At 57.9% G+C, this 26,453-nt stretch carries 27 protein-coding genes; 12 read left to right on the top strand and 15 right to left on the bottom strand.

Going from position 1 to position 26,453, the window contains the following annotated elements; all coding sequences use genetic code 11:
• Window positions 1-24 precede the first annotated feature (24 nt).
• From hydA to AC2FH0_RS04830, 8 genes are all read left to right on the top strand, one after another.
• Entirely contained in the window at window positions 25-1,479 is a 1,455-nt protein-coding gene (gene hydA / locus AC2FH0_RS04865) for a dihydropyrimidinase (RefSeq protein ID WP_281972255.1), read from the top strand.
• Between the two features lie 54 nt (window positions 1,480-1,533).
• Window positions 1,534-2,328 (top strand): ABC transporter ATP-binding protein, encoded by a 795-nt coding sequence (locus AC2FH0_RS04860; RefSeq protein ID WP_271946553.1) that lies wholly within the window; start codon window positions 1,534-1,536, stop codon window positions 2,326-2,328.
• Window positions 2,321-3,253 carry an ABC transporter permease gene (locus tag AC2FH0_RS04855; protein ID WP_142634380.1) on the top strand — a complete coding sequence of 311 codons (933 nt, stop codon included), beginning with the start codon at window positions 2,321-2,323 and terminating at the stop codon, window positions 3,251-3,253. Before AC2FH0_RS04860 ends, AC2FH0_RS04855 begins: the two co-directional genes overlap by 8 nt.
• Complete coding sequence (locus AC2FH0_RS04850) at window positions 3,250-4,095, top strand: ABC transporter permease (protein ID WP_142634378.1); 846 nt, start codon at window positions 3,250-3,252, stop codon at window positions 4,093-4,095. Before AC2FH0_RS04855 ends, AC2FH0_RS04850 begins: the two co-directional genes overlap by 4 nt.
• A 60-nt stretch (window positions 4,096-4,155) precedes the next feature.
• The gene (locus AC2FH0_RS04845; RefSeq protein WP_271946556.1) at window positions 4,156-5,145 is read left to right on the top strand and encodes an ABC transporter substrate-binding protein; all 990 of its coding nucleotides are present in this window, start codon (window positions 4,156-4,158) and stop codon (window positions 5,143-5,145) included.
• A gap of 153 nt (window positions 5,146-5,298) precedes the next feature.
• Entirely contained in the window at window positions 5,299-6,012 is a 714-nt protein-coding gene (locus AC2FH0_RS04840) for an ABC transporter permease (protein WP_281994749.1), read from the top strand.
• Complete coding sequence (locus tag AC2FH0_RS04835) at window positions 6,005-6,739, top strand: ATP-binding cassette domain-containing protein (RefSeq protein WP_496788708.1); 735 nt, start codon at window positions 6,005-6,007, stop codon at window positions 6,737-6,739. The genes AC2FH0_RS04840 and AC2FH0_RS04835 overlap by 8 nt, the downstream gene beginning before the upstream one ends.
• An 18-nt stretch (window positions 6,740-6,757) precedes the next feature.
• Window positions 6,758-7,573, top strand: a complete 816-nt coding sequence (locus AC2FH0_RS04830) for an ABC transporter substrate-binding protein (protein ID WP_281972250.1) — start codon at window positions 6,758-6,760, stop codon at window positions 7,571-7,573.
• A 2-nt stretch (window positions 7,574-7,575) separates the two neighbouring features.
• Here AC2FH0_RS04830 and AC2FH0_RS04825 read toward each other — a convergent pair whose 3' ends face one another.
• From AC2FH0_RS04825 to AC2FH0_RS04780, 10 genes are all read right to left on the bottom strand, one after another.
• The gene (locus tag AC2FH0_RS04825; protein WP_496788707.1) at window positions 7,576-8,448 is read right to left on the bottom strand and encodes a substrate-binding domain-containing protein; all 873 of its coding nucleotides are present in this window, start codon (window positions 8,446-8,448) and stop codon (window positions 7,576-7,578) included.
• Entirely contained in the window at window positions 8,449-8,574 is a 126-nt protein-coding gene (locus tag AC2FH0_RS04820) for a hypothetical protein (RefSeq protein WP_281972248.1), read from the bottom strand.
• A gap of 13 nt (window positions 8,575-8,587) precedes the next feature.
• Complete coding sequence (locus AC2FH0_RS04815; RefSeq protein WP_496788705.1) at window positions 8,588-9,850, bottom strand: c-type cytochrome; 1,263 nt, start codon at window positions 9,848-9,850, stop codon at window positions 8,588-8,590.
• Entirely contained in the window at window positions 9,851-11,032 is a 1,182-nt protein-coding gene (locus AC2FH0_RS04810) for a formate dehydrogenase subunit gamma (protein ID WP_496788704.1), read from the bottom strand. It lies immediately after the preceding gene.
• Between the two features lie 119 nt (window positions 11,033-11,151).
• The gene (gene fdh3B, locus AC2FH0_RS04805; protein WP_085821701.1) at window positions 11,152-11,745 is read right to left on the bottom strand and encodes a formate dehydrogenase FDH3 subunit beta; all 594 of its coding nucleotides are present in this window, start codon (window positions 11,743-11,745) and stop codon (window positions 11,152-11,154) included.
• A gap of 11 nt (window positions 11,746-11,756) precedes the next feature.
• Window positions 11,757-14,651: a formate dehydrogenase subunit alpha gene (locus tag AC2FH0_RS04800; RefSeq protein ID WP_496693276.1), complete on the bottom strand. Its 2,895-nt coding sequence runs from the start codon at window positions 14,649-14,651 to the stop codon at window positions 11,757-11,759.
• Window positions 14,652-14,758: 107 nt separating this feature from the next.
• Window positions 14,759-14,947, bottom strand: a complete 189-nt coding sequence (locus AC2FH0_RS04795) for a twin-arginine translocation signal domain-containing protein (protein ID WP_496788703.1) — start codon at window positions 14,945-14,947, stop codon at window positions 14,759-14,761.
• A gap of 59 nt (window positions 14,948-15,006) precedes the next feature.
• Complete coding sequence (locus tag AC2FH0_RS04790) at window positions 15,007-15,618, bottom strand: TorD/DmsD family molecular chaperone (protein ID WP_496709320.1); 612 nt, start codon at window positions 15,616-15,618, stop codon at window positions 15,007-15,009.
• Window positions 15,619-15,622: 4 nt separating this feature from the next.
• Window positions 15,623-16,204, bottom strand: coding sequence for a DUF3306 domain-containing protein (locus AC2FH0_RS04785; RefSeq protein ID WP_496690711.1), 582 nt, complete (start codon window positions 16,202-16,204; stop codon window positions 15,623-15,625).
• Entirely contained in the window at window positions 16,201-16,755 is a 555-nt protein-coding gene (locus AC2FH0_RS04780; protein ID WP_142634353.1) for a DUF3305 domain-containing protein, read from the bottom strand. The genes AC2FH0_RS04785 and AC2FH0_RS04780 overlap by 4 nt, the downstream gene beginning before the upstream one ends.
• 230 nt (window positions 16,756-16,985) lie before the next feature.
• On the opposite strand from AC2FH0_RS04780, the gene AC2FH0_RS04775 reads away from it, so the two are divergent.
• On the top strand, window positions 16,986-18,938 hold the full coding sequence (locus AC2FH0_RS04775; protein ID WP_496788700.1) for a 4Fe-4S binding protein: 1,953 nt from the start codon (window positions 16,986-16,988) through the stop codon (window positions 18,936-18,938).
• On the opposite strand, the gene AC2FH0_RS04770 is transcribed toward AC2FH0_RS04775, so the two are convergent.
• Window positions 18,932-19,660: a hypothetical protein gene (locus AC2FH0_RS04770; protein ID WP_496788699.1), complete on the bottom strand. Its 729-nt coding sequence runs from the start codon at window positions 19,658-19,660 to the stop codon at window positions 18,932-18,934. The two genes, AC2FH0_RS04775 and AC2FH0_RS04770, sit on opposite strands and share 7 nt — an antisense overlap.
• Window positions 19,661-19,770: 110 nt before the next feature.
• On the opposite strand from AC2FH0_RS04770, the gene AC2FH0_RS04765 reads away from it, so the two are divergent.
• Genes AC2FH0_RS04765 through AC2FH0_RS04755 form a run of 3 tightly spaced genes read left to right on the top strand, consistent with a single transcriptional unit; the run spans window position 19,771 to window position 22,003 of the window.
• Window positions 19,771-20,832, top strand: coding sequence for an Mrp/NBP35 family ATP-binding protein (locus AC2FH0_RS04765; protein WP_496695136.1), 1,062 nt, complete (start codon window positions 19,771-19,773; stop codon window positions 20,830-20,832).
• Entirely contained in the window at window positions 20,829-21,524 is a 696-nt protein-coding gene (locus AC2FH0_RS04760; protein WP_496788697.1) for a biotin/lipoate--protein ligase family protein, read from the top strand. Before AC2FH0_RS04765 ends, AC2FH0_RS04760 begins: the two co-directional genes overlap by 4 nt.
• Window positions 21,524-22,003: a DUF6505 family protein gene (locus tag AC2FH0_RS04755; RefSeq protein ID WP_496690706.1), complete on the top strand. Its 480-nt coding sequence runs from the start codon at window positions 21,524-21,526 to the stop codon at window positions 22,001-22,003. The genes AC2FH0_RS04760 and AC2FH0_RS04755 overlap by 1 nt, the downstream gene beginning before the upstream one ends.
• A 3-nt stretch (window positions 22,004-22,006) precedes the next feature.
• On the opposite strand, the gene AC2FH0_RS04750 is transcribed toward AC2FH0_RS04755, so the two are convergent.
• From AC2FH0_RS04750 to AC2FH0_RS04735, 4 genes are all read right to left on the bottom strand, one after another.
• Window positions 22,007-22,507, bottom strand: a complete 501-nt coding sequence (locus AC2FH0_RS04750) for a flavin reductase family protein (protein WP_496690705.1) — start codon at window positions 22,505-22,507, stop codon at window positions 22,007-22,009.
• A gap of 88 nt (window positions 22,508-22,595) precedes the next feature.
• Complete coding sequence (locus AC2FH0_RS04745) at window positions 22,596-24,008, bottom strand: 3'-5' exonuclease (RefSeq protein WP_142634338.1); 1,413 nt, start codon at window positions 24,006-24,008, stop codon at window positions 22,596-22,598.
• A 1-nt stretch (window position 24,009) separates the two neighbouring features.
• Window positions 24,010-24,528, bottom strand: coding sequence for a hypothetical protein (locus AC2FH0_RS04740; RefSeq protein ID WP_142634335.1), 519 nt, complete (start codon window positions 24,526-24,528; stop codon window positions 24,010-24,012).
• 26 nt (window positions 24,529-24,554) lie between these two features.
• Window positions 24,555-26,378, bottom strand: coding sequence for a DUF294 nucleotidyltransferase-like domain-containing protein (locus tag AC2FH0_RS04735; protein ID WP_496788696.1), 1,824 nt, complete (start codon window positions 26,376-26,378; stop codon window positions 24,555-24,557).
• Window positions 26,379-26,453: the final 75 nt, after the last annotated feature.

Raw genomic sequence — 26,453 nt, 5'->3', positions numbered from 1 at the left:
GCAGACCGCATCAGGGAGATTGATATGAGCACTGTTATCAAGAACGGGACCGTCGTAACCGCGGATTTGTCTTACCAGGCGGATGTGAGGGTCGAGCATGGGGTGATCACCGAGATTGGGCCGGACCTAAAAGGTGACACGGAACTGGATGCGACAGGCTGCTATGTGATGCCTGGCGGGATCGACCCGCATACGCATTTGGAAATGCCGTTCATGGGCACCTATTCCAGCGATGATTTTGAGAGCGGAACCCGGGCGGCATTGGCCGGAGGAACCACGATGGTGGTTGATTTCGCTCTGCCCAACCCAGGTGAAAGCCTGTTGGATGCGCTCAAGCGCTGGGATAACAAGTCGACACGTGCAAATTGCGACTATTCTTTCCACATGGCGGTGACCTGGTGGGGCGAGCAGGTGTTTGATGACCTCAAGACGGTGATCGAGACACGCGGCATCAACACGTTCAAGCATTTCATGGCCTATAAGGGCGCGTTGATGGTCAATGACGATGAAATGTATGCTTCGTTCAAGCGTCTTGCCGAGCTGGGTGGAACGGCCATGGTGCATGCCGAGAATGGCGATGTTGTTGCCGAGCTCAGCGCCAAGCTGTTGGCCGAAGGCAATACAGGTCCCGAGGCACATGCCTATTCCCGTCCGCCGCAGGTCGAGGGCGAAGCGACCAACCGCGCGATTATGATCGCGGATATGGCCGGAGTGCCGCTGTATGTGGTGCACACTTCGTGCGAAGAGGCGCATGAGGCCATTCGGCGTGCCAAGATGCAGGGCAAGCGGGTGTGGGGGGAACCTTTGATCCAGCATCTGACCTTGGATGAGAGCGAGTATTTCAACCAGGATTGGGACCACGCGGCGCGGCGGGTCATGAGCCCTCCGTTCCGAAACAAGCAGCATCAGGATAGCCTGTGGAACGGATTACAATCTGGTTCGTTGAGTGTCGTGGCCACCGACCATTGCGCCTTTACGACGGATCAGAAACGCTTTGGCGTGGGGGATTTCACCAAGATCCCGAACGGTACCGGAGGGTTGGAAGACCGGATGCCGATGCTGTGGACTCATGGGGTGAACACTGGTCGGCTAACGCCAAATGAATTTGTGGCAGTCACTTCAACAAACATCGCCAAGATATTGAATTGTTATCCAAAAAAGGGCGCAGTTCTTGTAGGTGCCGATGCCGATTTGGTGGTGTGGGATCCTGAGAAAGGCAAGACGATCAGCGCGAAATCGCAGCAATCTTCGATCGACTACAACGTGTTTGAGGGCAAAGAGGTCAAAGGCTTGCCGCGCTTTACTCTGACCCGTGGGCAGGTTGCAGTGCATGACGGAGAGATCAGGACTCAGGAAGGCCATGGCCAATTTGTTGAACGCGAGGCCAATACAACCGTCAACAAGGCGCTGAGTACTTGGAAAGAGCTGACAGCGCCGCGACCGGTGGTACGCACGGGTATTCCAGCAACCGGTGTATGACAGAATATGTGGCAGATATCACGTCTTATTACGGTTTAAGTTCAAGGGGATGGAATGAATATTGAAACCGCTGCACCGCCTGTAATCGAGGCGCGGCAACTGGATCTGACCTTTCAGACCAATGACGGGCCGGTCCACGCTCTGAAGGATGTGAACCTGACCATCGAAAAGGGAGAATTCGTCAGCTTCATCGGGCCCTCCGGCTGTGGTAAGACCACCTTTTTGCGGTGCATCGCTGCGTTGGAAACACCGACTGGCGGGACATTGACCGTCAACGGTATGACTCCGGATGAGGCGCGGCGGAAACGGGCCTATGGTTATGTATTTCAGGCCGCGGGTCTGTACCCTTGGCGCACCATTTCCAAGAACATCAAGCTCCCGCTTGAAATCATGGGGTTTACAGCTGCCGAGCAGGAAGAACGCGTAAACAAGGTTTTGGAACTTGTTGATCTTGAGGGGTTTGGTGGAAAGTTTCCCTGGCAGTTGTCGGGTGGAATGCAGCAACGGGCCAGCATCGCACGGGCGTTGGCCTTTGATGCGGATATCCTGCTTATGGACGAACCTTTTGGCGCGTTGGATGAGATTGTCCGCGATCACCTGAACGAGCAGCTTCTGGCACTTTGGGCGCGGACTGAAAAGACCATTGGGTTTGTCACCCATTCCATCCCTGAGGCCGTCTATCTGAGCACCAAGATCGTTGTAATGAGCCCTCGGCCCGGACGGATCACTGACGTGATCGACAGTCCGTTGCCGAAAGAGCGGCCGCTCGATATTCGCGACACGCCGGAATTCATCGAAGTTGCCCATAGGGTGCGAGAAGGGTTGCGCGCGGGGCATTCGGATGAATAGCAGCGGGTTCAAGGCATTCTGGGCTGTATTGACGGTACTGGCCGTCATAGTAGCCTTTTGGTACGCCGCTTGTATTCCGATGAATATCAAAGGTGTTCTGACCGAACAGGAACGGGCCGGCGCCACAGTTCAGCCACCCTCGGCAAAAGATCGTCGCGATCTGTCCGAATTCAGCCTGGTTCTGGACAATAGCTTTGCCATTCCAGCCACGTGGGAACAGGATCGTCCACGGTTGCCCGCTCCGCATCAGGTGGCCGTTGAGATATGGAAGACAACAGTTCAGAAGAAAATCACCTCAAAGCGCTCGCTGGTTTATCACGGCTGGGTGACGCTGAGTGCGACGATACTGGGTTTTGCCATTGGCACCGGTCTGGGAATTCTGCTGGCTGTTGGGATCGTACATAGCCGGGTCATGGACCTGTCGGTCATGCCCTGGGCGATAGTCAGCCAGACCATCCCGATCATCGCTCTGGCTCCGATGATCATTGTGGTCCTATATTCCGTTGGCGTGCAGGGGATTATCCCCAAGGCGGTCATATCGGCCTATCTCAGCTTTTTTCCTGTCGTGGTCGGCATGGTCAAAGGTTTGCGCAGCCCTGATGCGATGCAACTGGATTTGCTGCGTACCTATAGCGCGAGCCACGCGCAGGGGTTCTGGAAACTGCGTTTGCCGGCCTCGATGCCGTATCTGTTCACATCGCTGAAGATAGGCATTGCGGCTTCATTGGTAGGGGCCATCGTGGGGGAATTGCCCACCGGGGCAGTCGCGGGGCTGGGCGCGCGCCTGCTGGCAGGCAGCTATTATGGTCAGACCGTGCAAATCTGGTCGGCCCTGTTTGCGGCGGCGATTCTGGCGGCCTGTCTTGTGGGGCTTCTGGGGCTGATTGAAAAGTCGGTCCTGAAACGGATGGGGATTGCGCAATGATACCAATTCTGGGCGCACTCGGTGTGTGGCTGTTGGGATGGTGGTTGAACAGCCGCTTGGCCAGCGGGCCCTATGCTGATACGCGGATGGTCCGGTTTCTGGCTCCGCTGATCTTTGGTCTGACTATCATCATCATCTGGGAGCTTTTGGTGCGCGGCCTTGAGGTGTCTTTGGTCATTCTGCCCGCTCCATCGGTTATCTGGATTCGGTTCTGGGACAGTTTGCCCACGCTTTGGATGGATTTCGTGCAAACCATCATCAAGGGCGCGCTGAGCGGTTACATCATCGGCTGTGGAGCGGCCTTCCTGATGGCGATTGCAGTAGACCGGTGGGATTTTCTGCGCCTTGGGCTTTTGCCCGTGGGCAACTTCGTGGCCGCTCTGCCGATTGTTGGCACCGCGCCGATTCTGGTCATGTGGTTCGGGTTCGACTGGCACTCCAAAGCGGCGGTGGTTGTCGTGATGGTCTTTTTCCCAATGCTGGTGAACACCGTCGCCGGGCTGCGCGAGGCGACAGCAATGCAGCGTGACCTGATGGAGACTTATGCCGCCACGTATTGGCAGAGCTTTCTGAAGCTGCGCTTGCCTGCCGCGATGCCATTTGTTTTCAATGGTCTCAAGATATCCACCACCCTTGCATTGATCGGCGCTATCGTGGCCGAGTTCTTTGGCTCACCGACGCTTGGCATGGGGTTTCGGATATCAACCAGCGTGGGGCAGCTCTCACTGGATATGGTCTGGGCCGAGATCGTAGTGGCGGCTCTGGCTGGGACATCATTCTATGGTCTGGTGGCCATGATCGAAAAGGCGGTGACCTTCTGGCACCCATCGCAGCGCGGATAAAAATTCAACAGACCCCAAAAATGAAAAATGGGGCGCCAACTGAAACTAGGAGATGTGAAGATGAAAAAGATACTCAGCGGGGCGGTTGCCGCCTTTAGCCTGGCCGCCAGTGCAGCCTGGTCGGCGGATGAGGTGACATTGCAGTTGAAATGGGTCACGCAAGCTCAGTTCGCAGGTTATTACGTGGCCAAAGACAAAGGGTTCTACGAAGAAGAAGGTCTTGATGTCACCATTCTGCCAGGCGGCCCGGACATAGCGCCGACACAGGTCATTGCCGGTGGCGGCGCTGACGTGACGGTCGAGTGGATGCCAGCTGCGTTGGCCGCGCGCGAAAAGGGCCTGCCGCTGGTGAATATTGCCCAGCCTTTCAAAAGCTCGGGTATGATGCTGACCTGCTGGAAAGATGCCGGTATTTCCGCACCAGAAGACCTTAAGAACCGGACACTGGGCGTCTGGTTCTTTGGCAACGAATTCCCCTTCATGAGCTGGATGAGCCAGCTGGGCATTGATACCGGTGGCAAGAGCGAAAATGGCGTCGAGGTTTTGAAGCAGGGCTTTAATGTCGACCCGCTGCTGCAGCGTCAGGCTGATTGCATCAGCACCATGACCTATAACGAATACTGGCAGGTCATAGATTCCGGCGTCAGCCCCGACGAACTGGTCACATTCAAATACGAAGATCAGGGCGTCGCGACGCTGGAAGACGGCCTGTACGTTCTTGAAGAGAACCTGAGCGACGCGGCATTTGTCGACAAGATGGAACGTTTCGTGCGGGCGTCGATGAAGGGGTGGAAATATGCCGAAGAGAACCCAGATGAAGCGGCCGATATCGTGCTTGAAAATGACGCGACTGGCGCCCAGACCGAAGCGCATCAGAAACGTATGATGGGTGAGATTGCCAAGCTGACTGCGGGCTCAAACGGATCGCTTGATCCGGCGGATTTTGAGCGCACTGTAGGGACGCTGCTTGCCGGTGGTTCTGATCCCGTTATCACCAAACAACCCGAAGGTGCCTGGACGCATCAGATTTCGGATGCAGCACTGAACTGAGTCAGGTTCACGATGGAATATGGCGCGGTCCCAAACGGGGCCGCGTTTTTTGTTGGAAGCGTCGAAAATGTGACTGCACTTGTATGGCGTTTGTCATAGTAATTACCTGTAAATTATAGCAAACTGTTCAACATGGGGGATATTAGGTAGATAATGCAGGATTTTACAACAGAATTCAGGTCTGCGCTTGCTTTGATCCTTCATTGGGATCCGGAGCTGTGGGCGATTGTTCTGTTGTCCCTGAAAGTCTCTGTTTTTGCCGTTCTGATTTCTGCCGTTATCGGGATGCCCATGGGCGCGGCTTTGGCCGTTGCGCGTTTTCCAGGGCGGCGGATTCTGATCGTCTTGATGAATGCCTTGATGGGCTTGCCCCCGGTTGTGGTAGGTTTGCTGGTCTATCTGATGCTGTCGCGTTCCGGCCCGTTGGGGGTCCTTGAATTGCTCTACACACCGACGGCTATGATTATTGCTCAGGTCGTTCTGGTGACCCCGATCGTTGCCGCACTGACACGTCAAGTGGTCGAAATGCTGGCCGAGGAATATTCCGAGCAACTCCGCTCACTCGGCCTGTCGCGGATGGCATCGATTCCGGTGCTATTGTGGGATGCGCGGCTGTCTCTTGTTACGGCATTGCTGGCGGGGTTTGGCCGTGCGATTGCCGAAGTTGGAGCGGTTATTATCGTTGGCGGCAATATCAACCACGTGACGCGGGTGATGACGACGACAATCGCCCTTGAAACGTCCAAGGGTAATTTGGCCTTGGCGCTTGCGCTTGGGGCCATCCTGATTGCCATAGCCATCGCAGTAAACGCCATGGTCAGCACGCTTAGCCTGCGGGCCGAGAAGGAAGGGTTGCGCCATGCGTGATCTGGTGCCCGAGATGGTGAAATGTCTTTCTGTTCACAGTTTACAGATTTCCCGCAAGGGAAAGACACTGCTTCAAGTACCAGAGCTACCCCTGATGGGGCTGGGACCAACTTTGATCCTTGGGCCGAACGGAGCGGGCAAGAGCCTGCTTTTGCGCTGTTTGCACGGGCTTATCGTCCCGGATAGTGGCGGGGTTCAGCAGGACGGGATTGCCCTGAATGCGTATCACAAATCACGACAGGCGATGGTGTTTCAAAGACCGGTTCTGTTGCGCCGGTCCGTGTCAGCCAATCTTGATTTTGTGCTAAAGCGTCAGGGCATGTCCCGTGCAACTCGCAAATCCCGGATCGACGAATTGCTGGCCGAAGGTGGGCTAGAGGGTAAGGCGCGCCAGTCCGCCAGATCGCTATCCGGGGGCGAAGCGCAACGGCTGGCCATCCTGCGCGCGCTGGCGCTGGACCCGGAAACTTTGTTCCTGGACGAACCAACCAGTTCGCTTGATCCCGGTGCTACGCAGATGATCGAACGGATGATCTTGCGCGCTTCGAACCGAGGGGTTCGCATTGTCATGGTATCCCACGATATCGGTCAGGCACGCCGTCTGGCAGCGGATATCGTCATGATGCAGGCCGGACACGTGGTCGAACACGGTGCTGCCAAACAAGTTCTGGATGCCCCGACAAGTGACGCCGCGCGCCGGTTTGTTGCCGGTGGTCTGGTAACCTAATCAGAATATGGAGTTCAAATGATCCGCAAATTCGTCGGGGCTGCAGTAATAGCGCTTGGCCTGAACACTACAGCCGCATTGGCCGAAACGCCATTTATTGTAGTCCAATCAACCACGTCGACTCAGAATTCGGGCTTGTTCGACCATATCCTGCCAGGCTTTGAAGCCGAAAGCGGGATTGATGTCCGCGTGGTGGCTGTTGGTACAGGGCAGGCGATCCGCAATGCGATCAACGGTGACGGGGACGTCTTGCTGGTTCACGCCAAACCTGCCGAGGAGAAATTTGTGGCTGACGGTTGGGGCGTTGAGCGGTCGGACGTGATGTACAATGATTTCGTCCTTGTGGGGCCAAAATCCGATCCCGCCAAAGTGAAAGGGGGAACTGACATTATCGCGGCGCTGACCGCCGTGGCTAAGGCCAAGGCGCCCTTCGCCTCACGCGGGGATGACAGCGGGACGCATAAGGCGGAGCTGGGCCATTGGGCCTCGTCCGGTATCGACCCGACCGACGCTTCGGGCACTTGGTACCGGGAAACTGGATCCGGGATGGGGGCGACACTGAACGTGGCTAGTGGGATGGGTGCCTATGCGCTGACGGATCGGGCGACCTGGCAGAGCTTTGGCAACAAGGGAAACCTAGAGGTCATGGTTGAGGGCGATCCACTCCTGTTCAATCAATATGGGATTATTCTTGTGAACCCTGACAAGCATCCCAAAGTGCGGGCGGCCTCGGGGCAGCGCTTTATTGACTGGTTGACCGGGCCCGAAGGGCAGGCGGCCATCGCATCTTACACGCTCGACGGCCAGCAGCTGTTCTTTCCCAACGCCCAATAGGGTCAGCCGCTGGCTCCATTGTGATGGATGGTTCCCAGATCCGACAAGTCATACCCGCCGAATTCTTCTGCCCGGGTGGCAAAGCGGTCGGATTGCACAAAGCCGAGCAACCGAAGCATCGGGCCATCGAAATAGGCGCGCCTCCAGATGGCAAGGTCCAGGCGTTCGGTATGGGTCGGGGCAAAGCCCAGATTGTACAGCCCCGCAAGCGCACCCAGGCCGAATCCGGCATCGGCTTTGCTGTCATGCAGGGCTATGGCCAGCTCTTCTTCGGTACGTGCGCAGGTCGGCAGGGTATTCAGATCGTCTCGGTTCAGGCCGTGCGCCTGCAGTTGCGTGTCGAACAACCGTTGACTGGCGGCACTGTCCTGACGAAGAAGAATGCGACGGCCCCTGAGGTCAGAAAAGTCCGATATCCCAGTCACACCGGGGGCCATCAGTAGCCCACGCTGGCGTTTTGCTAGTTCGAACAGAATGACGGGTGCCTCTCCCAGATGGTCCTGCAGAGATTGCGTGTTGAATCCGTCTGTCTCGTGGATATGCAGCGCCGCAGCCTGCGCTGATCGTTCTTTCAGACGATTCAAGCCGTCAAATGAGCCGTCATAATAAGTTGCCAGGCCCGACCCGCTTTCCCGCAGAGCCCAATCCAACAGCGGATCATGACTGCCCGCCACGATCGGCGGCAGCGACGGTTCTGCGACCTGCGGTCCGCTACGTGATGCGTTCAGCCAGGCAATGACTTCAGCCCTTGGAAACAAGAGTTTGCCCATGGCACGGACACAGGGGACCTCGCCGGATGAGGCAAGGTCATAGGCTTTACGCTCGCCAATGCGCAGCAGGTCCGCCAGTTCTTTGGTGGTCAGGTATTCTGACATTCAGTCGAGGCGCACGGCCGAACCCGCGCTGGCATTCGCCGCGCTGAATCCGAATTGACCTAAGGCAAATGGCGCAGCGACGGCAATTACAGCCATCGTGGCAACTGCGGCTATAAAGGCTTTCATATTTACCTCCGGTTCAGTTTTCCGGTGCCGTGACGCGGCGCAGAAAGGCGATCAAATCTTTGCGGTCATCCGCTTGTGTAATCCGTTGCATGGGCATCTTCGATCCCGGAATGTAATGGTCTGGTCCTTGGTCGAAAAGGGCATTTATCGTCTCGTCATTCCAAATGATATCAGAGTCTTGCAGCGTGTCCGAGTAGAAATATCCCGGTAAGCTTCCCGCCCGGCGACCAAACACACCAGAGAGCGTAGGTCCAGCACGTCTGTGCCCGTCCGCCGTCAGGCTGTGACAGATCGAGCATTTGCGCACGAATTGGCGTTCGCCATTATCCATCTGGTCAGGGTTCTTCAGAAAACTTGGTTCAGTCGCGGCCATCTGTTGTTGGTCGCCAAGGTCAGATACCGGCCAGCTATACATCGCCTCATCTATACCACCTGCATAGATGTTTTTACCATCGGTTGAGAAGGCCAGCGCCCAGACCGGGCCGCGCAATGTGGCCCGGAAATCCTGTGCGATGCGCCAGTCGATGGTATCGACCAACATGATATGACCCTCACCATCCCCCACCGCCAGCAAGCTGCGGTCCGGGCTGAGAGCCAGCGCAAGGATTGGACGGCGGTCCAGGGTGAAATCATGCTCGTCGCCTGTAGTCAGATCACGAATGCGCGTGACGCCATCGACGGCCCCATAGGCAATCCAGTTTTCATGGGGGTTCAGGACCAGTTCGTTGATGCCGAACCCGTTATCAACCAGTCGCAGTTTTTCCTGACCGGTTGCGACATCCCAAAGACGAACCGCCCCATCAACCCCGCCGGTATACAGCGCATCCCCGTTTGGTGTGAACACAACAGCATTCACACCGCTGCCTGTGGGCCCTAATACCCTTGGCTCTGTCCCGTCAAGCGGCCAAACCCCTATCGTGCCGTCCCAACTGGCAGTGGCGATGTAGGAGTCTGAAACAGCAATATCGACGATCTTGCCTTTGTGCCGCCCGAGGATTTGGCCACCCGGCCACCGGCGCAGGGTAAAGTCGTCACCAGCAGAATAGATCGCTGTGTCGCCAAAGGCGACGCTGTTCACGGCAGCCTCGTGCCCTTCAAGCCATTGCGGCGTGCGGTCTGACCACAGGCCGACGGAGTTGTCGAAGCTGGCCGTCGCAATCCGGCCGTCCGGCGCGGCGGCAATCCCCATGATCGGTCCTCCATGACCTTTGAGCGTAAAGAACTCGGCCATTGCGGGCAGGGGGGTCAACACCAGTGCAAGGATTAGACCGCGCATCTATTCCGCAGGCGAGGCCACTGCCTTATTGGCCTCTTTTTCTTGGACCTCCTCCAGCCAAAGCGAGTGGTGCTCACGCGCCCATTGTTCCTCGACCTCGCCGGTGCCCATCGCGTCGAAAGCGCCCTCCATGCCCACCGAGCCCAGGTAGATATGCGCGATGATGATGGCGATGAAGACATAGGCGACCATCACGTGCCAAACCTGCGCATATTGCATCTCTTCTTGGGGGGACATCTGCACCGGAAGGTTCATACCCAACATCTGCGGGATGCCGGTGGCATTTGCGATTGAGAAGGTCTTAGCAAACAGCGGCATCTCAAACGGGAACAGCAGAGACAGGCCAGACAGGCTGATCGATATGCCCAGCAGGATACAGGCCCAGAAGATGATCTTTTGACCCGCGTTGAATTTTTTGGCCGGGGGATGGCTGCCTTTCGTGAACAACCCGCCGCCGGCGGCCAGCCATTTCAGGTCGGTGCGGTTGGGGATGTTGTGGGCGATCCAGTTCACAGTGACCATGATCAAACCAAGCATGAAGGCCCAGGCGAGGTTGTTATGCAGCCATTTGCAGCCCTGCGCTATGGCCGCAAAGCCTTCTTTCCCGAAGATTGGGATCAGAAAGTCTCGACCATAAAGGGTCAGCAAACCGGTCAGGCCAAGGATCAGGAAAGAGCCCGCGAACAGCCAATGTCCGAACCGCTCAAAGCCCGAGAAACGCGTAACCGTGCGTCCCGTCTTTTCACCATCAATGCGGATTTTACCCCGGATCAAGAAGAACAGCAGCAGAATGCCAAGCATCCCGGCCAGAATATACGTGCCGTAATCGCGCAATGGGCCTGTTCGGAAATTCAACCACCACATGCCACCGTCCTGTATCAAGACGCTGGCCGCAGGACCGTTCGACGAAACCGTCACATCCGCCGAGCCATAGCGCAAAGCGCGATAGACGTCGCTGTCAGACGCCACGCCACGTGTGCCCAACTGGCCCATCAGACCTTCGGCGTTGCCTTGACCGGTGTTACCTGAGCGATAACCGTTATCGACCGTCTCGCCACGCTGCCGGGCCAAGATATCCTCGAGCGTGGTCGCACCACCCGTCGAATTGCGATCCGGAGCATCCTGAGCAAGGGCAGGAACAGTCAAAACAATGAGACAGAACAGAAGTCGCAGGAAAATCATATGAACCTCGTGACGCGGTCATTGGCGTAGGCCCGATTGCGGGCGGGCAGAGATTTTTCGTCGAAAAATCTTAGTGCTCCCCGGCACGCGGTACGCGCCGGGGAAAGTTCAGCTATGGATCAGCCGTCTTTTTGGTCGTAGGCCGTGCCCCAACCCCAGGCGCCAGACCCGAAACCGCGCGCCACGACGCGTTCGCGATAAATGGCCGATACCACGTCGCCGTCACCGGCAAGCAGGGCCTTGGTGGAACACATCTCGGCGCAGATGGGCAGTTTGCCTTCTGCGATCCGGTTGCGACCGTATTTGGCGAACTCTGCGGTCGAGTGCGTTTCCTCGGGGCCACCGGCGCAGAAGGTACATTTGTCCATCTTGCCACGTGATCCGAAGTTGCCCGCCTGCGGGTATTGCGGCGCGCCGAACGGGCACGCATAGAAGCAATAGCCGCAGCCAATGCACAGGTCCTTGGAGTGCAGGACGACCCCTTCTTCGTTCTGATAGAAGCAGTCAACCGGGCACACCGCCATACAGGGCGCATCCGAGCAATGCATACAGGCAACCGATATCGAGCGTTCGCCCGGGTCGCCGTCATTGATCGTCACCACTCTGCGGCGGTTGATGCCCCAGGGCACCTCGTGCTCGTTCTTACACGCGGTTACGCAGGCGTTGCATTCGATGCAGCGTTCAGCGTCGCAGAGAAACTTTGCTCTAGCCATTGTCGTCCTCCTTACGCTGCTGAGATCTTGCAGAGAGTCGCTTTGGTCTCCTGCATCTGGGTTACTGAATCATAGCCATAGGTCTGGGCGGTGTTCGAACTTTCTCCCAGCACATAGGGATCAGCGCCTGAGGGGTATTTGTCCCGCAGATCCTGACCCTGGAAATGGCCGCCAAAGTGGAATGGCATAAAGGCCACGCCGGCACCGACCCTGTTGGTCAGCATCGCCATCACCTTGACCTTGCCGCCCTCAGGCCCTTCGACCCAGACCTGAGCCCCATCGCGAATGCCCAGGTTGTTGGCATCACGGGGGTTGATCTCGACGAACATGTCCTGTTGCAGTTCGGCCAGCCACGGGTTCGACCGGGATTCCTCACCTCCGCCCTCATACTCGACCAGACGACCAGACGTCAGGATTATCGGGTAATCCTTTGAAAAGTCGTTCTTCTGGATCGAGGCATACAGGGTTGGCAGGCGATAGGACTGACGATCCTCATAGGTCGGATAGTCTTCTACCAGATCACGCCGGTTGGTATAAAGCGGCTCGCGATGCAACGGGATCGGGTCCGGGAAAGTCCAGACCACGGTGCGGGCCTTGGCGTTGCCAAAGGGCGCACAGCCATGTGCAATCGCAACCCTCTGGATGCCGCCTGACAGGTCGGTTTTCCAGTTGGTCTTTGGCCCCGCAACGGCGTCAATGGCCGCACGTTCTTCGGCCGTAAGATCGCCGTCCCAACCAAGATCCATCAGCATCTGCATCGTAAACTCAGGGTATCCGTCCTGAATTTCCGACCCAACGCTATAGACCCCTTCGGCCAGCAGGTTGTCACCATCACGTTCCACGCCAAAGCGCGCGCGGAAGGTCAGGCCACCTTCGGCCACCGGTTTGGACATGTCATAGAGGTTCGGTGTCCCCGTATGACCCATCTCTGGCGTTCCCCAGCATGGCCAGGGCAGGCCGTAATATTCACCGTCGTTTGGTCCACCAATGGCTTGTAGCGTGGTTCTGTCGAACGTGTGCTGATTGGCCATGTGGCTTTTCAAACGCTCCGGCGATTGGCCTGTATAGCCGATGGTCCAGAGGCCCGAGTTGAACTCACGCGTGATGCTTTCAACATTTGGGGTTTCGGCGTCCTCCATCTCGATATTGCGGAAGAACCGATCCGCCCAGCCGAACTTGTTGGCGAACTTGGCCATGATGACCTCGTCCGGCAGGCTTTCGAACAGCGGATCCACCACCTTGTCGCGCCACTGCAACGACCGGTTCGAGGCCGTGACCGAGCCACGGGTTTCGAACTGCGTACAGGCGGGCAACAGGTAAACGCCATCGGTTCGATCATGCAGAACGGCGGAAACGGTGGGATACGGGTCGATCACGACCAGCATGTCCAGCTTTTCCATCGCCGTCTTCATTTCCGGCCCGCGGGTTTGCGAGTTCGGAGCGTGCCCCCACAGAACCATGGCGCGGACATTGTTGTCCTGATCCATGTTGGCGGGGTCTTCCAGAACACCGTCGATCCAACGAGAGACCGGGATGCCGCGCTCGTTCTGCAGCGGTTTATCCTTGCCCTCCTTGTCCTTGATCGAGGCGAACTGGCCGGACAGCCATTCAGGGTCTTCACCCCAAACGCGCGCCCAATGGCCCCATGCCCCTGCGGACAGGCCATAATAGCCGGGCAGGGTATGGGACAGAACACCAAGGTCCGTCGCGCCCTGTACGTTGTCATGGCCACGGAAGATGTTGGTGCCACCGCCCGACGTCCCCATGTTGCCCAATGCCAACTGCAGCACGCAATAGGCGCGTGTGTTGTTGTTACCATTGGTATGCTGGGTGCCGCCCATGCACCAGATCACAGTGCCAGGACGGTTATTGGCCATGGTGCGCGCCACGCGCTTAAGCTGTGATCCGGGTACGCCGGTCACACGCTCGGTTTCTTCCGGGTTCCAGTTGGCGACCTCTTCACGGATCTGATCCATGCCCCAGACACGGGTGCGGATGAACTCTTTGTCCTCCCAGCCGTTGTCGAAGATGTGCCAGAGAATACCCCAGATCAGCGCCACGTCAGAGCCGGGGCGGAAGCGGACATATTCATCCGCATGCGCCGCAGTGCGCGTAAAGCGCGGGTCGCAGACGATCAGGGGCGCGTTGTTCTGCTCTTTTGCGCGCAGAACATGCAGCAGTGAGACGGGGTGCGCCTCGGCCGGGTTGCCACCGATGATGAAGATAGCCTTGGAGTTGTGGATGTCGTTATAGCTGTTGGTCATGGCGCCGTAGCCCCATGTATTCGCAACACCTGCAACAGTGGTCGAATGGCAGATACGGGCCTGATGGTCCACGTTATTCGTGCCCCAATAGGCGGCGAATTTGCGGAACAGATAGGCCTGTTCGTTGTTATGTTTCGCGGAACCAAGCCAGTACACACTGTCCGGTCCGGATTCTTCGCGGATGTTCATCATGCCGTCGCCGATCTCGTTGATCGCCTCTTCCCAGCTGATGCGCTTCCACTCGCCGCCTTCCTTTTTCATCGGATATTTCAGGCGGCGTTCACCATGGGCGTGCTCACGGACCGAGGCCCCCTTGGCGCAGTGCGCACCCAGGTTGAAAGGGCTGTCCCAGCCGGGTTCTTGCCCGATCCAGACGCCGTTCTGCACCTCGGCGACGACGGTACAGCCGACCGAGCAATGCGTGCATATGGATTTGATGTTTTCGACGGCTTGATTGGCCGCTGACTGGGCACTGGCTGGCGTCACGGTTCCACCCGTGGCGCTGATCGCGGCCAACCCGCCGATCGTCAGGCCCGATCCGCGCAGGAACGCGCGGCGATCGACGGTTTTCTCGCCGACCTGGGACAGGATACTTGTCCGCTGGGAGCGTCTCGCAACCCCGTTGGTCTTTTTCCTAAGCATTTCTTTCCTCCCTTGCTGGCCATGTTTTCCATGGCTGGCTTGGTCCTGTTGGTGCCGACGTCAGGGCCAATCGCAACCGTCAGTCGGGTGGTGACATCGTCCGGGGTTCAGAACCGGGCGCTGTCCAGATATGCGCGCGTATGCGCGGTGTCCTGCATGCGGGTCTCATCCGTTGGCAGCTCGGCTGCTTCGGCTTGTCCGCTCAGGCTGGCGGCGGCGATTGCAGCGGGCGCTGCGGTTCCGGCCAGTTTCAAGAAATCACGGCGCGTGGCGCCTTCTTCCTTGGTTTTGCTCATGGGATCCTCCTTTCCCAATTGCGATCTAGCGCCTATTGGGGCGCTGGCGAATGGCGGGATCATCCCGCCGTCATTCGAAAGGCTTCACGCTCGATTTCCATGAAAACCCGACCGGCGGTGCCGACCGAGGCATAGAAAACCGAGTTTTCCGCAGCTTCCAAATCTGAATAGAAATGTGCGGTCCAGGGGCCGATGTGTTTGTTCCAGAACGCTTTTTGATCTTCCAATGAGGCGGGCGCGCCAAAGCGTCCGACAATCATGCCCGCCATCATCTCCATCAACGAGGCGATATTGTCTTCGGGTTCAAACACGTTCTGCGCCCGTGTGATCTGACGAACCGCCATGTCGTTGCGCAGTTGCGCCAGCGGTTTTTCGTTCAGGAAACCAGTCAGGTAGAAACTGGCATAGGGCAGCAGTTCTCCGCGTCCTAGCCCGATGAACAGGGCATTGAATTCGCGTTCGGCAGCCGCGGGTTTGGTCACCTTGGCGACCCGCGACATGGCCTTGATAGCCTGACCCAGATCGGTTTCATCGCCGGTCAGACCAGTAACCTGAGACAGCAGCATCTGATCCGGAGGCGCCGCAAGCAGCAGCCCAAGGAAGTTATAGAAATCCGCGCGCAGACGATCCTCGGCTGAGACGTCCAGGTTTTGCGCGTTGCTTGCGTTCATACGGTTATCCTTCGTATTCAAACTTCATGCGGCGTGGGGCAGGCGTAAGCTCTGCCTCTTCCGGGTCGTCGATTTCAGAAATCATTACAGGCTCTGACGATTGCATCTCGGCTACCTCGGGCAACTCAGGCTCTTGCGTGGTTTCTTCAACCTCAGGGATCGGGTCTGCGTCTTCCTCCTCGGCCTGAGTGGCCAGAGCTTCGATATGGGCAAGCATCCCTTTGCCGACCTGATAGGCGGTCTGGATATTTTCGATCACGCAGGCGGCATCTGTATAATCTTCGCCGTAATCCACCAGCCCATCGACATTGGCCAGAACCGGGTTTAGGCGCCAGAGCTGCCGAAGGGCGCGGCGGCGCAACCGGTCAGGCACTGCCTTGGCCATAAAGCCCGAGACGTCGTCACCAACTTGCAACAGATCAGGATCGGGCAAATTGAATTCTGCCAGAATTTCAGCGTCAGTCTTTTCTTCCAGCTCGCCCCGCTGTTCAGCGAAAGCCTGTTCTTGTGCTGCTACAACCTCTGCTTTGGCCTCAGCCTGAACGGCGGCTTTACGGCGCGACCAGAAATCGCGGGTTTCTGTCATTGCACAATCCTCCGCGGGGCGCGGAAAACATCCGAGTCTTGCCGGATGCGTACATCCCCTTTGCCGTCCTCAACCAGATCGGTGCGTTTCTTATCACGGCGGCGCTTGACGAAGACTTCGTTGCGATGATGCTCCAGTGCGAAATCACGTACCCAAGCGATCAGCCCATCAGTCATTGGGATTTTCTCGACAAGCTCTTCGCCGGTATCGGCGTAGTCCTGTCCTTCGAAGGGTGAGGCGGTCACCAGCACCGCGTCCATCGGCTGTGTTCCATCCAGCGCATCGCGCAGGACCAGATAGATCGAGGGTTGCCCGTCCGACAGGTTGACCATGTAGGCTTCGGCCTCATCTGACCAAAGGGTCAGGGGCAGGGTGGCCGCGTGGTACTCGACCGCTTCACCCTCGCGCCGCATCTCCAGCCAATCGGCCGGTCCAGCGCCGGGCAGCACGGCGACGGCGCGCCAGTTCCATTGCGCCCAGCGTGTAACCCCGGGTGTTTTGCGCACGACGACGCCGATTGGCATTTCAATCTGGCTGGCGGCCTTGGCCACTAAGTCCTCCCTGGAAAGCTCTCCCCTGCCTTCCTCAGGGTCTACTATGGTACACAAAGTAGCTTCCTGCCAAGTCCTTGGGTGGTCGAATATGCACCCTTCACCGATTGTTTACGGTCCTCGCGGCTCTTATCGGGCTTTGTTCCGGCGATCCGGCCCCCACGGGCATTGCTACTTTCTTCAGAGGTTCTAAGCTGACCTTGGACTGGGGAGGACATCCGGGGGAGGTTATGGGTACGAGATTGCTGCTATGTGACTGTGCGGGAACGCAAACCATTGACGCTGAGAAGCTATCGTCAGCTTGCGATGTCGCCTGCTCCAGAATTCACACCGCATTATGTACGAAAGAACTGGAATCCGCCGCCAAGCCGCTGCAAGAGGGCAACGTCGTAATTGCCTGTATGCAAGAGCAGGATGTTTTCCTGGCATTGGCCGATGAATTAGGTGTCCAGGCACCTGGCTTTGTCGATCTGCGCGATCGGGCCGGGTGGTCTGAACAGGGGCAGGACGCCGCCCCCAAGATGGCCGCGCTGGCTGCTGAGGCGGTGTTGCCTCAGCCGATCACACCCAGTGTCGATGTGGTCAGCGAAGGGACGTGTTTCATAGTCGGGCCCGGCGCAGTAAGTTTGGAGTTGGCTGAACGCCTCTCGGACATATTGGCCGTGACAGTTTTGACCACTGATGACACCGAACCCATGTCGCGCCGCTTTGATGTGATACGCGGGCGCGTTCGTTTGGTGACCGGTGCGCTGGGCGGGTTTTCGATAAAGCTGGATGCGTTACAGCAGCTTGAACCCGGAGGACGCGGGGCCTTTGGTTGGACCGAACCACGCGACGGGGCGAACTCCTCATGCGATATGGTTGTGGATCTGACGGGCGGCATGCCTCTGGTGCAGGCCCCGTCCAAGCGCGAGGGGTATTTGCGGGCAGATCCCAAAGATGCGGTGGCCGTGGAGCGTCTGTCGTTCGAGGCCATGCAACTGGTCGGGACATTTGAAAAACCTCTCTATGTCCGGTTGGAAGAATCCCTCTGTGCGCATTCCCGTGCCGAACAGGTCGGGTGTACGAATTGCCTGGATATCTGCCCGACGGGGGCGATCACCCCTGCGGGCGAACATGTAGCCATCGACCCTATGGTTTGCGCGGGATGTGGAGAATGCGCGGCGGTGTGCCCTTCGACTGCGATCACATACGAGGATCCGCCCGTTTCTGCGCTGCTGTCACGGATGCACATTCTGTCGCGAACCTACCGGCGTGCAGGCGGGCAAGCCCCCCGACTGTTGGTGCATGACGCGCATGGGGCCGAAATGATCCGTCTGTCCGCCCGTTTCGGACGCGGGATTCCAGCGGATGTGATCCCGCTAGAACTGAACGTGATCTCGGGCTTTGGCCATGCCGAGATGCTGGCCGCGCTGGCACATGGGTTTGCGCGGGTTGATGTGCTGCTGGCCCCAACAACCGAAAGGGATGCCTTGGACCGCGAACTGGCGCTGGCGCAGGCGATCGCTGGCGCGGGCGGTCTGGCACTGATCGATGAGGCTGATCCCGATGCGCTGTCCGACCTGCTATATGCGCAGGAGGTGCCGCCCCCCTTGGCCGACCCGGTTCTGCCGCTGGGAAATCGCAGGCAGATTACGCGACTGGCCGCACAGGCGCTGAACCCGCAGGCCGCAGCCCCGTTGCCCTTGCCCGAGAATGCACCCTATGGGGCCATCGCGGTGGATACGGACGCCTGTACATTGTGCCTCAGCTGCGTGTCCCTTTGTCCGTCAGGCGCTTTGGCCGACAACCCGGATATGCCGCAGCTGAACTTCCAACAGGATGCCTGTCTGCAATGTGGTCTGTGCCGGACAATCTGTCCCGAGAATGCAATAACTCTGGTTCCGCAACTGGATTTAAGTGATGCGGCCCTGTCTCAGGACGTGTTGAACGAAGAAGACCCTTTTGCATGTGTGGAATGCGGTGCTCTCTTTGGTGTCAAATCGACCGTCGAACGTATCATGGAAAAGCTGTCTGGTACGCATCCGATGTTTGCGACATCCGAGCAGGCGCGCATGATCCAGATGTGTGACAACTGTCGCGTGAACGCGCAGTTCCAACACAAGGACAACCCGTTTCAGTCAAACCCGAAACCCAAAGTCGTCACGACCGAGGACTATTTCTCGAAAAGAAAGGATCATTGAAGCTGTAGCGGCGCGCCCAGATCTGCTGCCTTGATGGCCGAGACAAAGGCCAGAATGGCCTCTAACTCCTCTAGCGTCATCTCGACCGGGTGGATTGGAGGGGGACGCAGAGGATCGAAGGGTGGGGTTATGTCCTCAATCTGTGTGAAAGCGGGATGAGGGTTCAGGGCAAAGAAGGCCTCGAACCGTTCGGACCAGTCCGGCATAGCCCGCAGCACGGCGAAAGAGGGGGTGGAGCCAAGCCCGTTCATTTGGTTCTCTGGACCGATCACATGGCACCGCCCGCAATGGGTCATCGACAATTCCGCACCCAGGACAGCGTCGCCTTCGATCTTCGGACCCTCTGTTGCGGCTTCGACAGTGAAACTGGCCGAATAGGACGGGCCGCTATCGGGGCTAAAGCTTTCAACGGTGCGTTTGCCGATGTCAGAAAGCAGCCACTCCCGAAACCGAATCTGCCTTGGGTCGTCCACAATACGCAGGTGATAGGTGACGCCATGACGCTCGAATACCGGATCACCTGGCGGTGAACCGCCCAAAGCCATAGCGCCGGAATCGTCTGCAACGACGCGTATCCCGGTCTTGAGAGAAAAACGCGGAAGAATATGTTGCAACAGACCAGAGTCTGTAACCTCATCCGGGGCGGCAAGCCCCAGCGCCTCTTGCGACCAAGAGGGGGTAGCAGAGAGCAGCAAGCTCAGGCAAAAGAAGGTAACCCGCATAAAGGCAGCTTATCGGCCTGCGCCCGAATGCGTCAAATGAACGAAAAAAAGACGGAGACACATGCAATGAAACGTATCCCAACGACCGGGCAAACCAAAAGGGTAATGGCATGAGTGTTCGTGACGCGGTTCTGGCGAACCTGAAGAAAATCACCGATCCGGTTTCAGGCCAGGATATCGTCAGCGCCGGAGTTGTCCGCGCGTTGAATGTCGATGGCGATACAGTGCGCTTTGTGCTTGAGATTGATCCGAAACAGGCAGAGCGGATGGAGCCGGTGCGCGCCGCCGCCGAGCAGGCTGCGCAGTTGGTGGAGGGGGTCGACAAGGTTTCCGCCATGATGACTGCGCATTCCGAAAAGGCCCCGCCTGAACTGAAGCCCAAGCCGAAACCATCTCAGACAGGTCCGCAGGCCGTTCCGGGTGTCGATCGGATCATCGCCGTTGCATCCGGTAAGGGCGGAGTCGGTAAATCCACCGTATCCGCAAATCTGGCTTGTGCTTTGGCTGCAGAAGGGCGGCGTGTCGGGTTGTTGGATGCTGATGTCTATGGCCCTTCACAGCCTCGGATGCTGGGTGTCTCTGGCCGCCCGGCCAGCCCGGATGGCAAAACGATCCTGCCCCTGCGCAATCATGGCGTCACGATGATGTCGATGGGACTGATGACCAACGAAGGTCAGGCGGTCGTCTGGCGTGGTCCGATGCTGATGGGCGCGCTTCAACAGATGATGGGACAGGTTCAGTGGGGCGCATTGGATGTATTGATTGTCGACCTACCGCCGGGCACCGGCGATGTGCAACTGACGCTCAGCCAGAAGTTCAAGGTGGACGGGGCCATCGTGGTGTCGACCCCGCAGGACGTGGCCCTGATTGACGCGCGCAAGGGGATCGATATGTTCAATCAGCTCAAGACGCCGATTATTGGGATGATCGAGAATATGTCGACCCATATCTGTTCCAGCTGCGGGCATGAGGAACATGTGTTCGGACATGGCGGCGTCGCCGCTGAGGCCGAGGCGCTGGGCATTCCGTTGCTTGGTGAGATTCCGCTGCATCTGGATATACGGGTTGCGGCGGATGGGGGAGCGCCCATCGTTGTCAGCAAGCCGGACAGCGCACAGGCCGAAGCTTTCCGCAAGATTGCCCGCGACATGATCACCAAGGGCAATGCATGACCCAGCCGGTCTTTCCTCCGTTGCTGACTGGACATGCCGTTCAGGGCGGGGAAGACCCGTTCGAACGCGCCCAGGCGATGGCTGCGCTGGGCTGTGATGCCGGAACGGTGGTCTACAACATTCAGGCCAACCGTTTGCGCGTTGCCATTGTATTTGCACCTGAGGTTCCATTGCAGGACGCCATGGTGATGTTGCCGCTGTGCGGAGTTGGGTTTCAGAATGCGCTGGGCGCTCTGGCCCCGCCCGAGGTTGCCGTTCATCTGGACTGGGGCGGCCCTATCTGTGTGAATGGTGCGACCTGCGGCAAGTTTCAGGTTGCTGCGTCGACTTCAGACCCTCAGATTGAGCCCGACTGGTTGATTGTCGGCTGGGAGCTGGCCTTGCTACAGACCAGCACTGCGCCAGGCCAGACCCCGGATATCACAGCGCTCTATGATGAAGGGTGTGCCGAGGTCCAGCCTGTCCAACTGATTGAAAGCTGGTCGCGCCATATGCTGACATGGCTCAACCGCTGGCAAGAAGACGGAAACGCGCCGTTGCACAGCGAATGGTTGGGCCTGCTGCGTGGTGTTGGCGAACCCTATGGCGAGATCGGGGTCTTTTTGGGCACTGATGAACGTTTTGGCATGCTTATCCGCAATGTTGCGGACACCCGCCTGCACCCGCTGACTAACTTACTGGAGAACGGATAATGAAATTGGCCCGTGCGATCCATTTCGATGAAAGCGACATGAATGTGTTTCATTCTCCGGCGAGAACGGGTGAGTGGTGCATTTCCGGCGGGTTCGAGTTTTCGAATTGGGGCGAAGGCGATTTGGAGGGTAAAGCCCGCCAGGCCTTTGCGAATGGTTGGTTGGGGGTTGAGACATTCGGCCGGGTGACCTTTGTAGCGGTGACGCAGGTTGAACAGGCCGAGATCGACCAGATTGCCCGGAATTTGGCGGAACATTTCGTGCAATTCTACGGAGCCCCATCGGTCGAGGCCGCCCTGGGTGTTGCGCAGGAAGAGATCGCGCATATGGCAGAGCTATGCGATGATCACGCCGCCAATACTCTGCTGACGGTCGCCCGTGAGCTGTCTGAAACCGGGGTGCTTGAGGCGTTTCGCATCATCACACCGCAGGAAACCCAGCTTGAGGCGCTGGCCGTCCACGGATCGCTGGACGAATAGGGCTTAAAGAAGATCGGCAAACCCACCGAATTGACCGCGTTTGAAGATCAGGCCTTTGCCGGTGCGGTACATGGCATGTTCGACCTCACCCACGATGATCAGATGATCCCCTGCCTCGTGCCGGGCATGAAGCTGGCAGTCGAACCGCGCCAGACAATCCGCCAGACGAGGGCGGCCACGGTGATCTGCGGCCCAGTTGGCATGTGAAAAATCCGCACCCTCGCGCGCGAATTTTAGGGCCTGTTCCTGCTGTTCCTCAGCCATCACATGGATCGAATAGTGATCGCAGTCTTTGAAAGCGTCGAACCGGTTTGAATCCTTCGCCAGGCACCACAGCACCAGCGGGGGCGTCAGCGAGACCGAGGAAAACGAATTGACCGTGATTGCGCGGGGCCCCAGCGCTGTTTCGGTGGTGACGACCGTGACCCCGGTTCCAAAACACCCCAATGCCTCGCGAAACGCGGTGCTGTTGTCCGGGGTTGGGGTGAAGGTGCGGTCCGTCATCTCACGCTCATTCTGTGGCCGCGCCTCAGGTGCCACGGCAAGTCGGGATTGTCCATGAAAAGCTGCGCCTGAGGTGCATATTTCGCCCTCAGTTCAGGTCCTCAAGCAGACGACCGTGCCGGCGGGTTGCTTCGATGACCTCGCCAAACGTATTCATCCCGCGCGCTTGCAGCATCGGAAGCATCCGAACCAGCGCCTCGGCGGTGGCAACTGCATCACCCAATGCCGTATGGCGCAGCTCATGGGGAATTGTAATGTCCAGCCGTTCGCACAGCGCGTCCAAAGTGTGCGTGTCGCTGGCGCCGAACAGGACCGCTGATAGCAGGACCGTATCCAGTACGGGATGCGTCCACTCAACTTTCATACGGTCGGCGTGGCGTCGTAGAAACGCCATATCAAAAGGTGCATTATGAGCCACGATTACAGCATTTCGCGCGAATTCGTGAAAGATACGCCCGGCTTCGGCGATTTCCGGCGCGCCTTCGACCATTCGATCCGTGATCTTGTGAACCTTGGTCGAGGCGGCAGGGATCGGCATGACCGGGTTCACCAGCATATCCAACCTTTCGCCTTCGACCATCCGTCCATTTACCACACGGACTGCGCCGATCTGGACGATCTCGTCTTTGTGCGGCAGCAGGCCTGTGGTTTCGGTGTCGAAGACAACAAAACAAAGCTCGCGCAGAGGCAATGTCTCGAATGATTGGTCGGTGGATGTGTTCAGCAAACCAAAGTCATAGACCAGAGGTCTGGCAGCCTCAGGCGCTATATTGGCGGCGCTGTCATCTAGGATTAGCATGTAGCCGGAAGTTTCCCCCAGCGGTTTCATGCGGGCTGAATAGGTCTGCGCCCCATCAATGCTGGTCAGCGAACAGGATGCCTCCATCCCGGTCTTGGCCAGTTTGGCATAGGCTTTCTGCAGCGCGTCTGGCTGGAAGTAATCGAACAGTGGCGCATTCAGGCGTGGATGCGAAATCTGTGCCAGTACCTCGGCCGCCTGTCCGTCATACAAAACGAGCCTGTGAGAGGGGCTAGCCAGCAATATGGCTACAGGAATTTCAGTCAAAAGCGCCCTAAGCCTTTGCTGTTCCACAGCCAGATGCTCGGTTTCAGCAGCGACAGCCTCTGCCACGCCCATGGTCTTGTCGGACAGTTGGTTGGCCAGACCGGCAGCCGCAGGGGCCAGGTCGCCAAGATACCGCGCGGCTTGCAGATCGAGGTCGCGGCTGACACCGGCATGCGCTCGTGCGCGCAGTTCAGCGGAAAGCCTTTCGATCGGCTTGGCGACATTATCGTCGAACAATAGCCAGACAGCGGCGATCAGGGCCAGCAGACCGAACCCGATGACGATCTCTGCAAAGATGAACGCGTCGAAAAGGGCCGGATCCGCCGCTCGCCTGTAGCTGACCCAAAGCGCAACCGAGCTGACGGCAACCCCGCCGACCGCCAGCAGGCAGAAGAAGAGGAAAATCCGCAGGCGCAGGCTTAATCGGGTCAGCATGTTACACTCCGCAAGTGGCCTCGATGATCGGATCGTTCGTAGAGCCTGTTACCCAATCGGCGTTCAGCAACTGGCCGTTGTCACCAAACTCTGCCCCATCCGCCAGATTGGCGCGTTGGTTCTTGTCGCAATCCACAGCGACCGGCAATTTTGAAACCGGTGCCCAGCGGCCAAAGAAATACAGTTCAACGAGGCGCTGCTCAGGCACTTGGTCATTGGTGCGCACAGATAGGGTGTCGATTGCGGCAAAACGATCAACAAAGGGCATCGCATAGGTCCAGGGACGGTACAAAGCGCGGCTTTCGACCTCTTGAATGATGATCAGACCATCTGGAAGCGTATCGCGCGTGCGGTCAAACCATGAATACTCGCTGTTGATCGTCATCCCGATCATGCCAATGCCCGCCGCGACTGGTGCGGACCAACGAGGCAGGCGACCGCCTGTCAGTTTGTTGATCACCATCACGATGCCGGCTAGGGCGACGCCTGCAAATATCGTGCCGATCAGTTCTAAGAACATGAATACTCTCCAAGGTTCCTGAGGGTTTAGCCCAGCATTCCTTTACCGTGGCCGACCGCCGATTGCATTGTTTTTACCACGACAAAGGCATCTCGCAGATGACTTCGCTCAAAGTCCGAAAGATCGGAAGGGGGAAGGAAATTGTCCGGCTTCTTGTTGCCTTTCACCAGACGGGCCTGATGGTCCAGCCGCGTTTCGGCGATCAGATCGTAAGCGTCCAGCAGGTCGCGGGTACCTGAGGGGCTGAGGACGCCTGCCGCCCCAGCTGCTTTCAGGCGGGCACGTGTATTGGCCTGGGACAGTTGCCCCTGAAGGCTGTATATCCGGGCCAGGTCAACCACAGGCACAACGCCATTATGCTTTAGATCCAGCGTGTTGCGATGTTCACCCGAGCGTACCGTGGCAAACCCGCGTAACAGGCCCAGCGGCGGCGTGTGCTTTAACGAGTTCGAGATCATATGCGCCACAAAGATTGAATTCGCTTGGGCCGCGGCCAGCGTTTCGGCCTGCAGGTCATCGAACAGGTGAAATGCGCCGCCAATGGGGCGCAGGTCGAACATAACCGAGGCCAGCATCTGCGCCTCGGGGTTTGGTTTGGCGATCCACCCGCGAAAATAATCACGCCAGACACTTACCGGTTGGCACCAGCGTGGATTTGTCGCCATCATGTCGCCCGGGCAATAAAAGTACCCACATTTATCCAGCCCGTCCGACACGATTTTTGCCAGTGTCTGGAAATATGACATGTCGTCATCGGTTACTTTGTCATCCAGCATCAAGCAGTTGTCCTGATCCGACACCCCGGTTTGTTCCTGTCGTCCCTGCGATCCGCAGGCCAGCCATAGGTAAGGCACAGGTGGTGGTCCAAGCTGTTTTTCCGCCATTGCCAGCAAACGTCTGGTGGCTGTGTCGGCGATATCGGTAATCAGGCGTGTAACGATCTCGTGGCGATTTCCGGCAGCGACAAGCTGGACCAGAAGCCGGGGAATCTCTTCGGTCACTTCTGCCATCTGCTGCGCGGTTTGCGCAGTTGCTATCCGGCGCACCAACTCGGCGGAATTGACCGCCTGATAGTGGGTCAGGTCTGTCTGGGTGACAATTCCGACCAGACGCCCAGCTTCGGATACCGGAATATGGCCGATGCCGCGCTCCATCATGATGTGAAGAACATCCGATCCGATATCAGACGGCGACAGCGTCACCGGGTTTGCCGTCATTATTGCCGAGACAGGCGTATCCACAGACATCCCATCGGCAACGTATTTGCCCGAGATATCTCGTAAGGTGGCGATCCCCAAAAGAATGTCCCCCTCGGTGATGCAGAGAGAGGAAATATGTTTGTCCCTCATCATCTGCGCCGCTTCGCGAACGGTGGTATTAGGGGGGCAGGTTGCGGGGTTATGTGCCATCAGAACGTCGATAGCGCTGGTTGCAAGGCTTTGGGGGCTGGAGCGTTCCGTGCGGGTCCGATCAAAGAATTTGGCGACGATTTCATGTTCGTCAATGAGGTCTCGGATCAGGTTGGGCGGAATCACAAAAAAAACCGAGTTTGCGTGTGCCTGCGCTTTGGTCGCGGCTTTACCGTCTTTCAGTAAACCGCGTTCCCCGAAAGAATTCCGCAACCCCAGATGAGAGACAATCGCACCGTTCCTGTCAGTGATTTCAACCTGTCCTTCGTAAATCACGAATACGCCGGGCAGGGGCGCGCCCAGTTGATACACCGGGGATCCTTCTTCGACCTCCCAAACTTCGATCTGATCAGACAGCGTTGCCAGATCATCGGCGGGCAGGGCGTCATAAGGGTGAACGGATTTCAGAAACCGCGTGATCTCGGCTTGGGGCAGGGGCATCGGATACTCCTCGGTTTCTATTCGAAAAATCCCGCCCGGTGGAATGCCGGGCGGGAGTAGTCAGTCGAAAGACAC

The sequence above is a fragment of the Ruegeria sp. CDSC051 genome, assembly GCF_059610665.1.
Note: the sequence above shows the minus strand (reverse complement) of the source record. Positions and strands in the feature narration are given on the sequence as shown.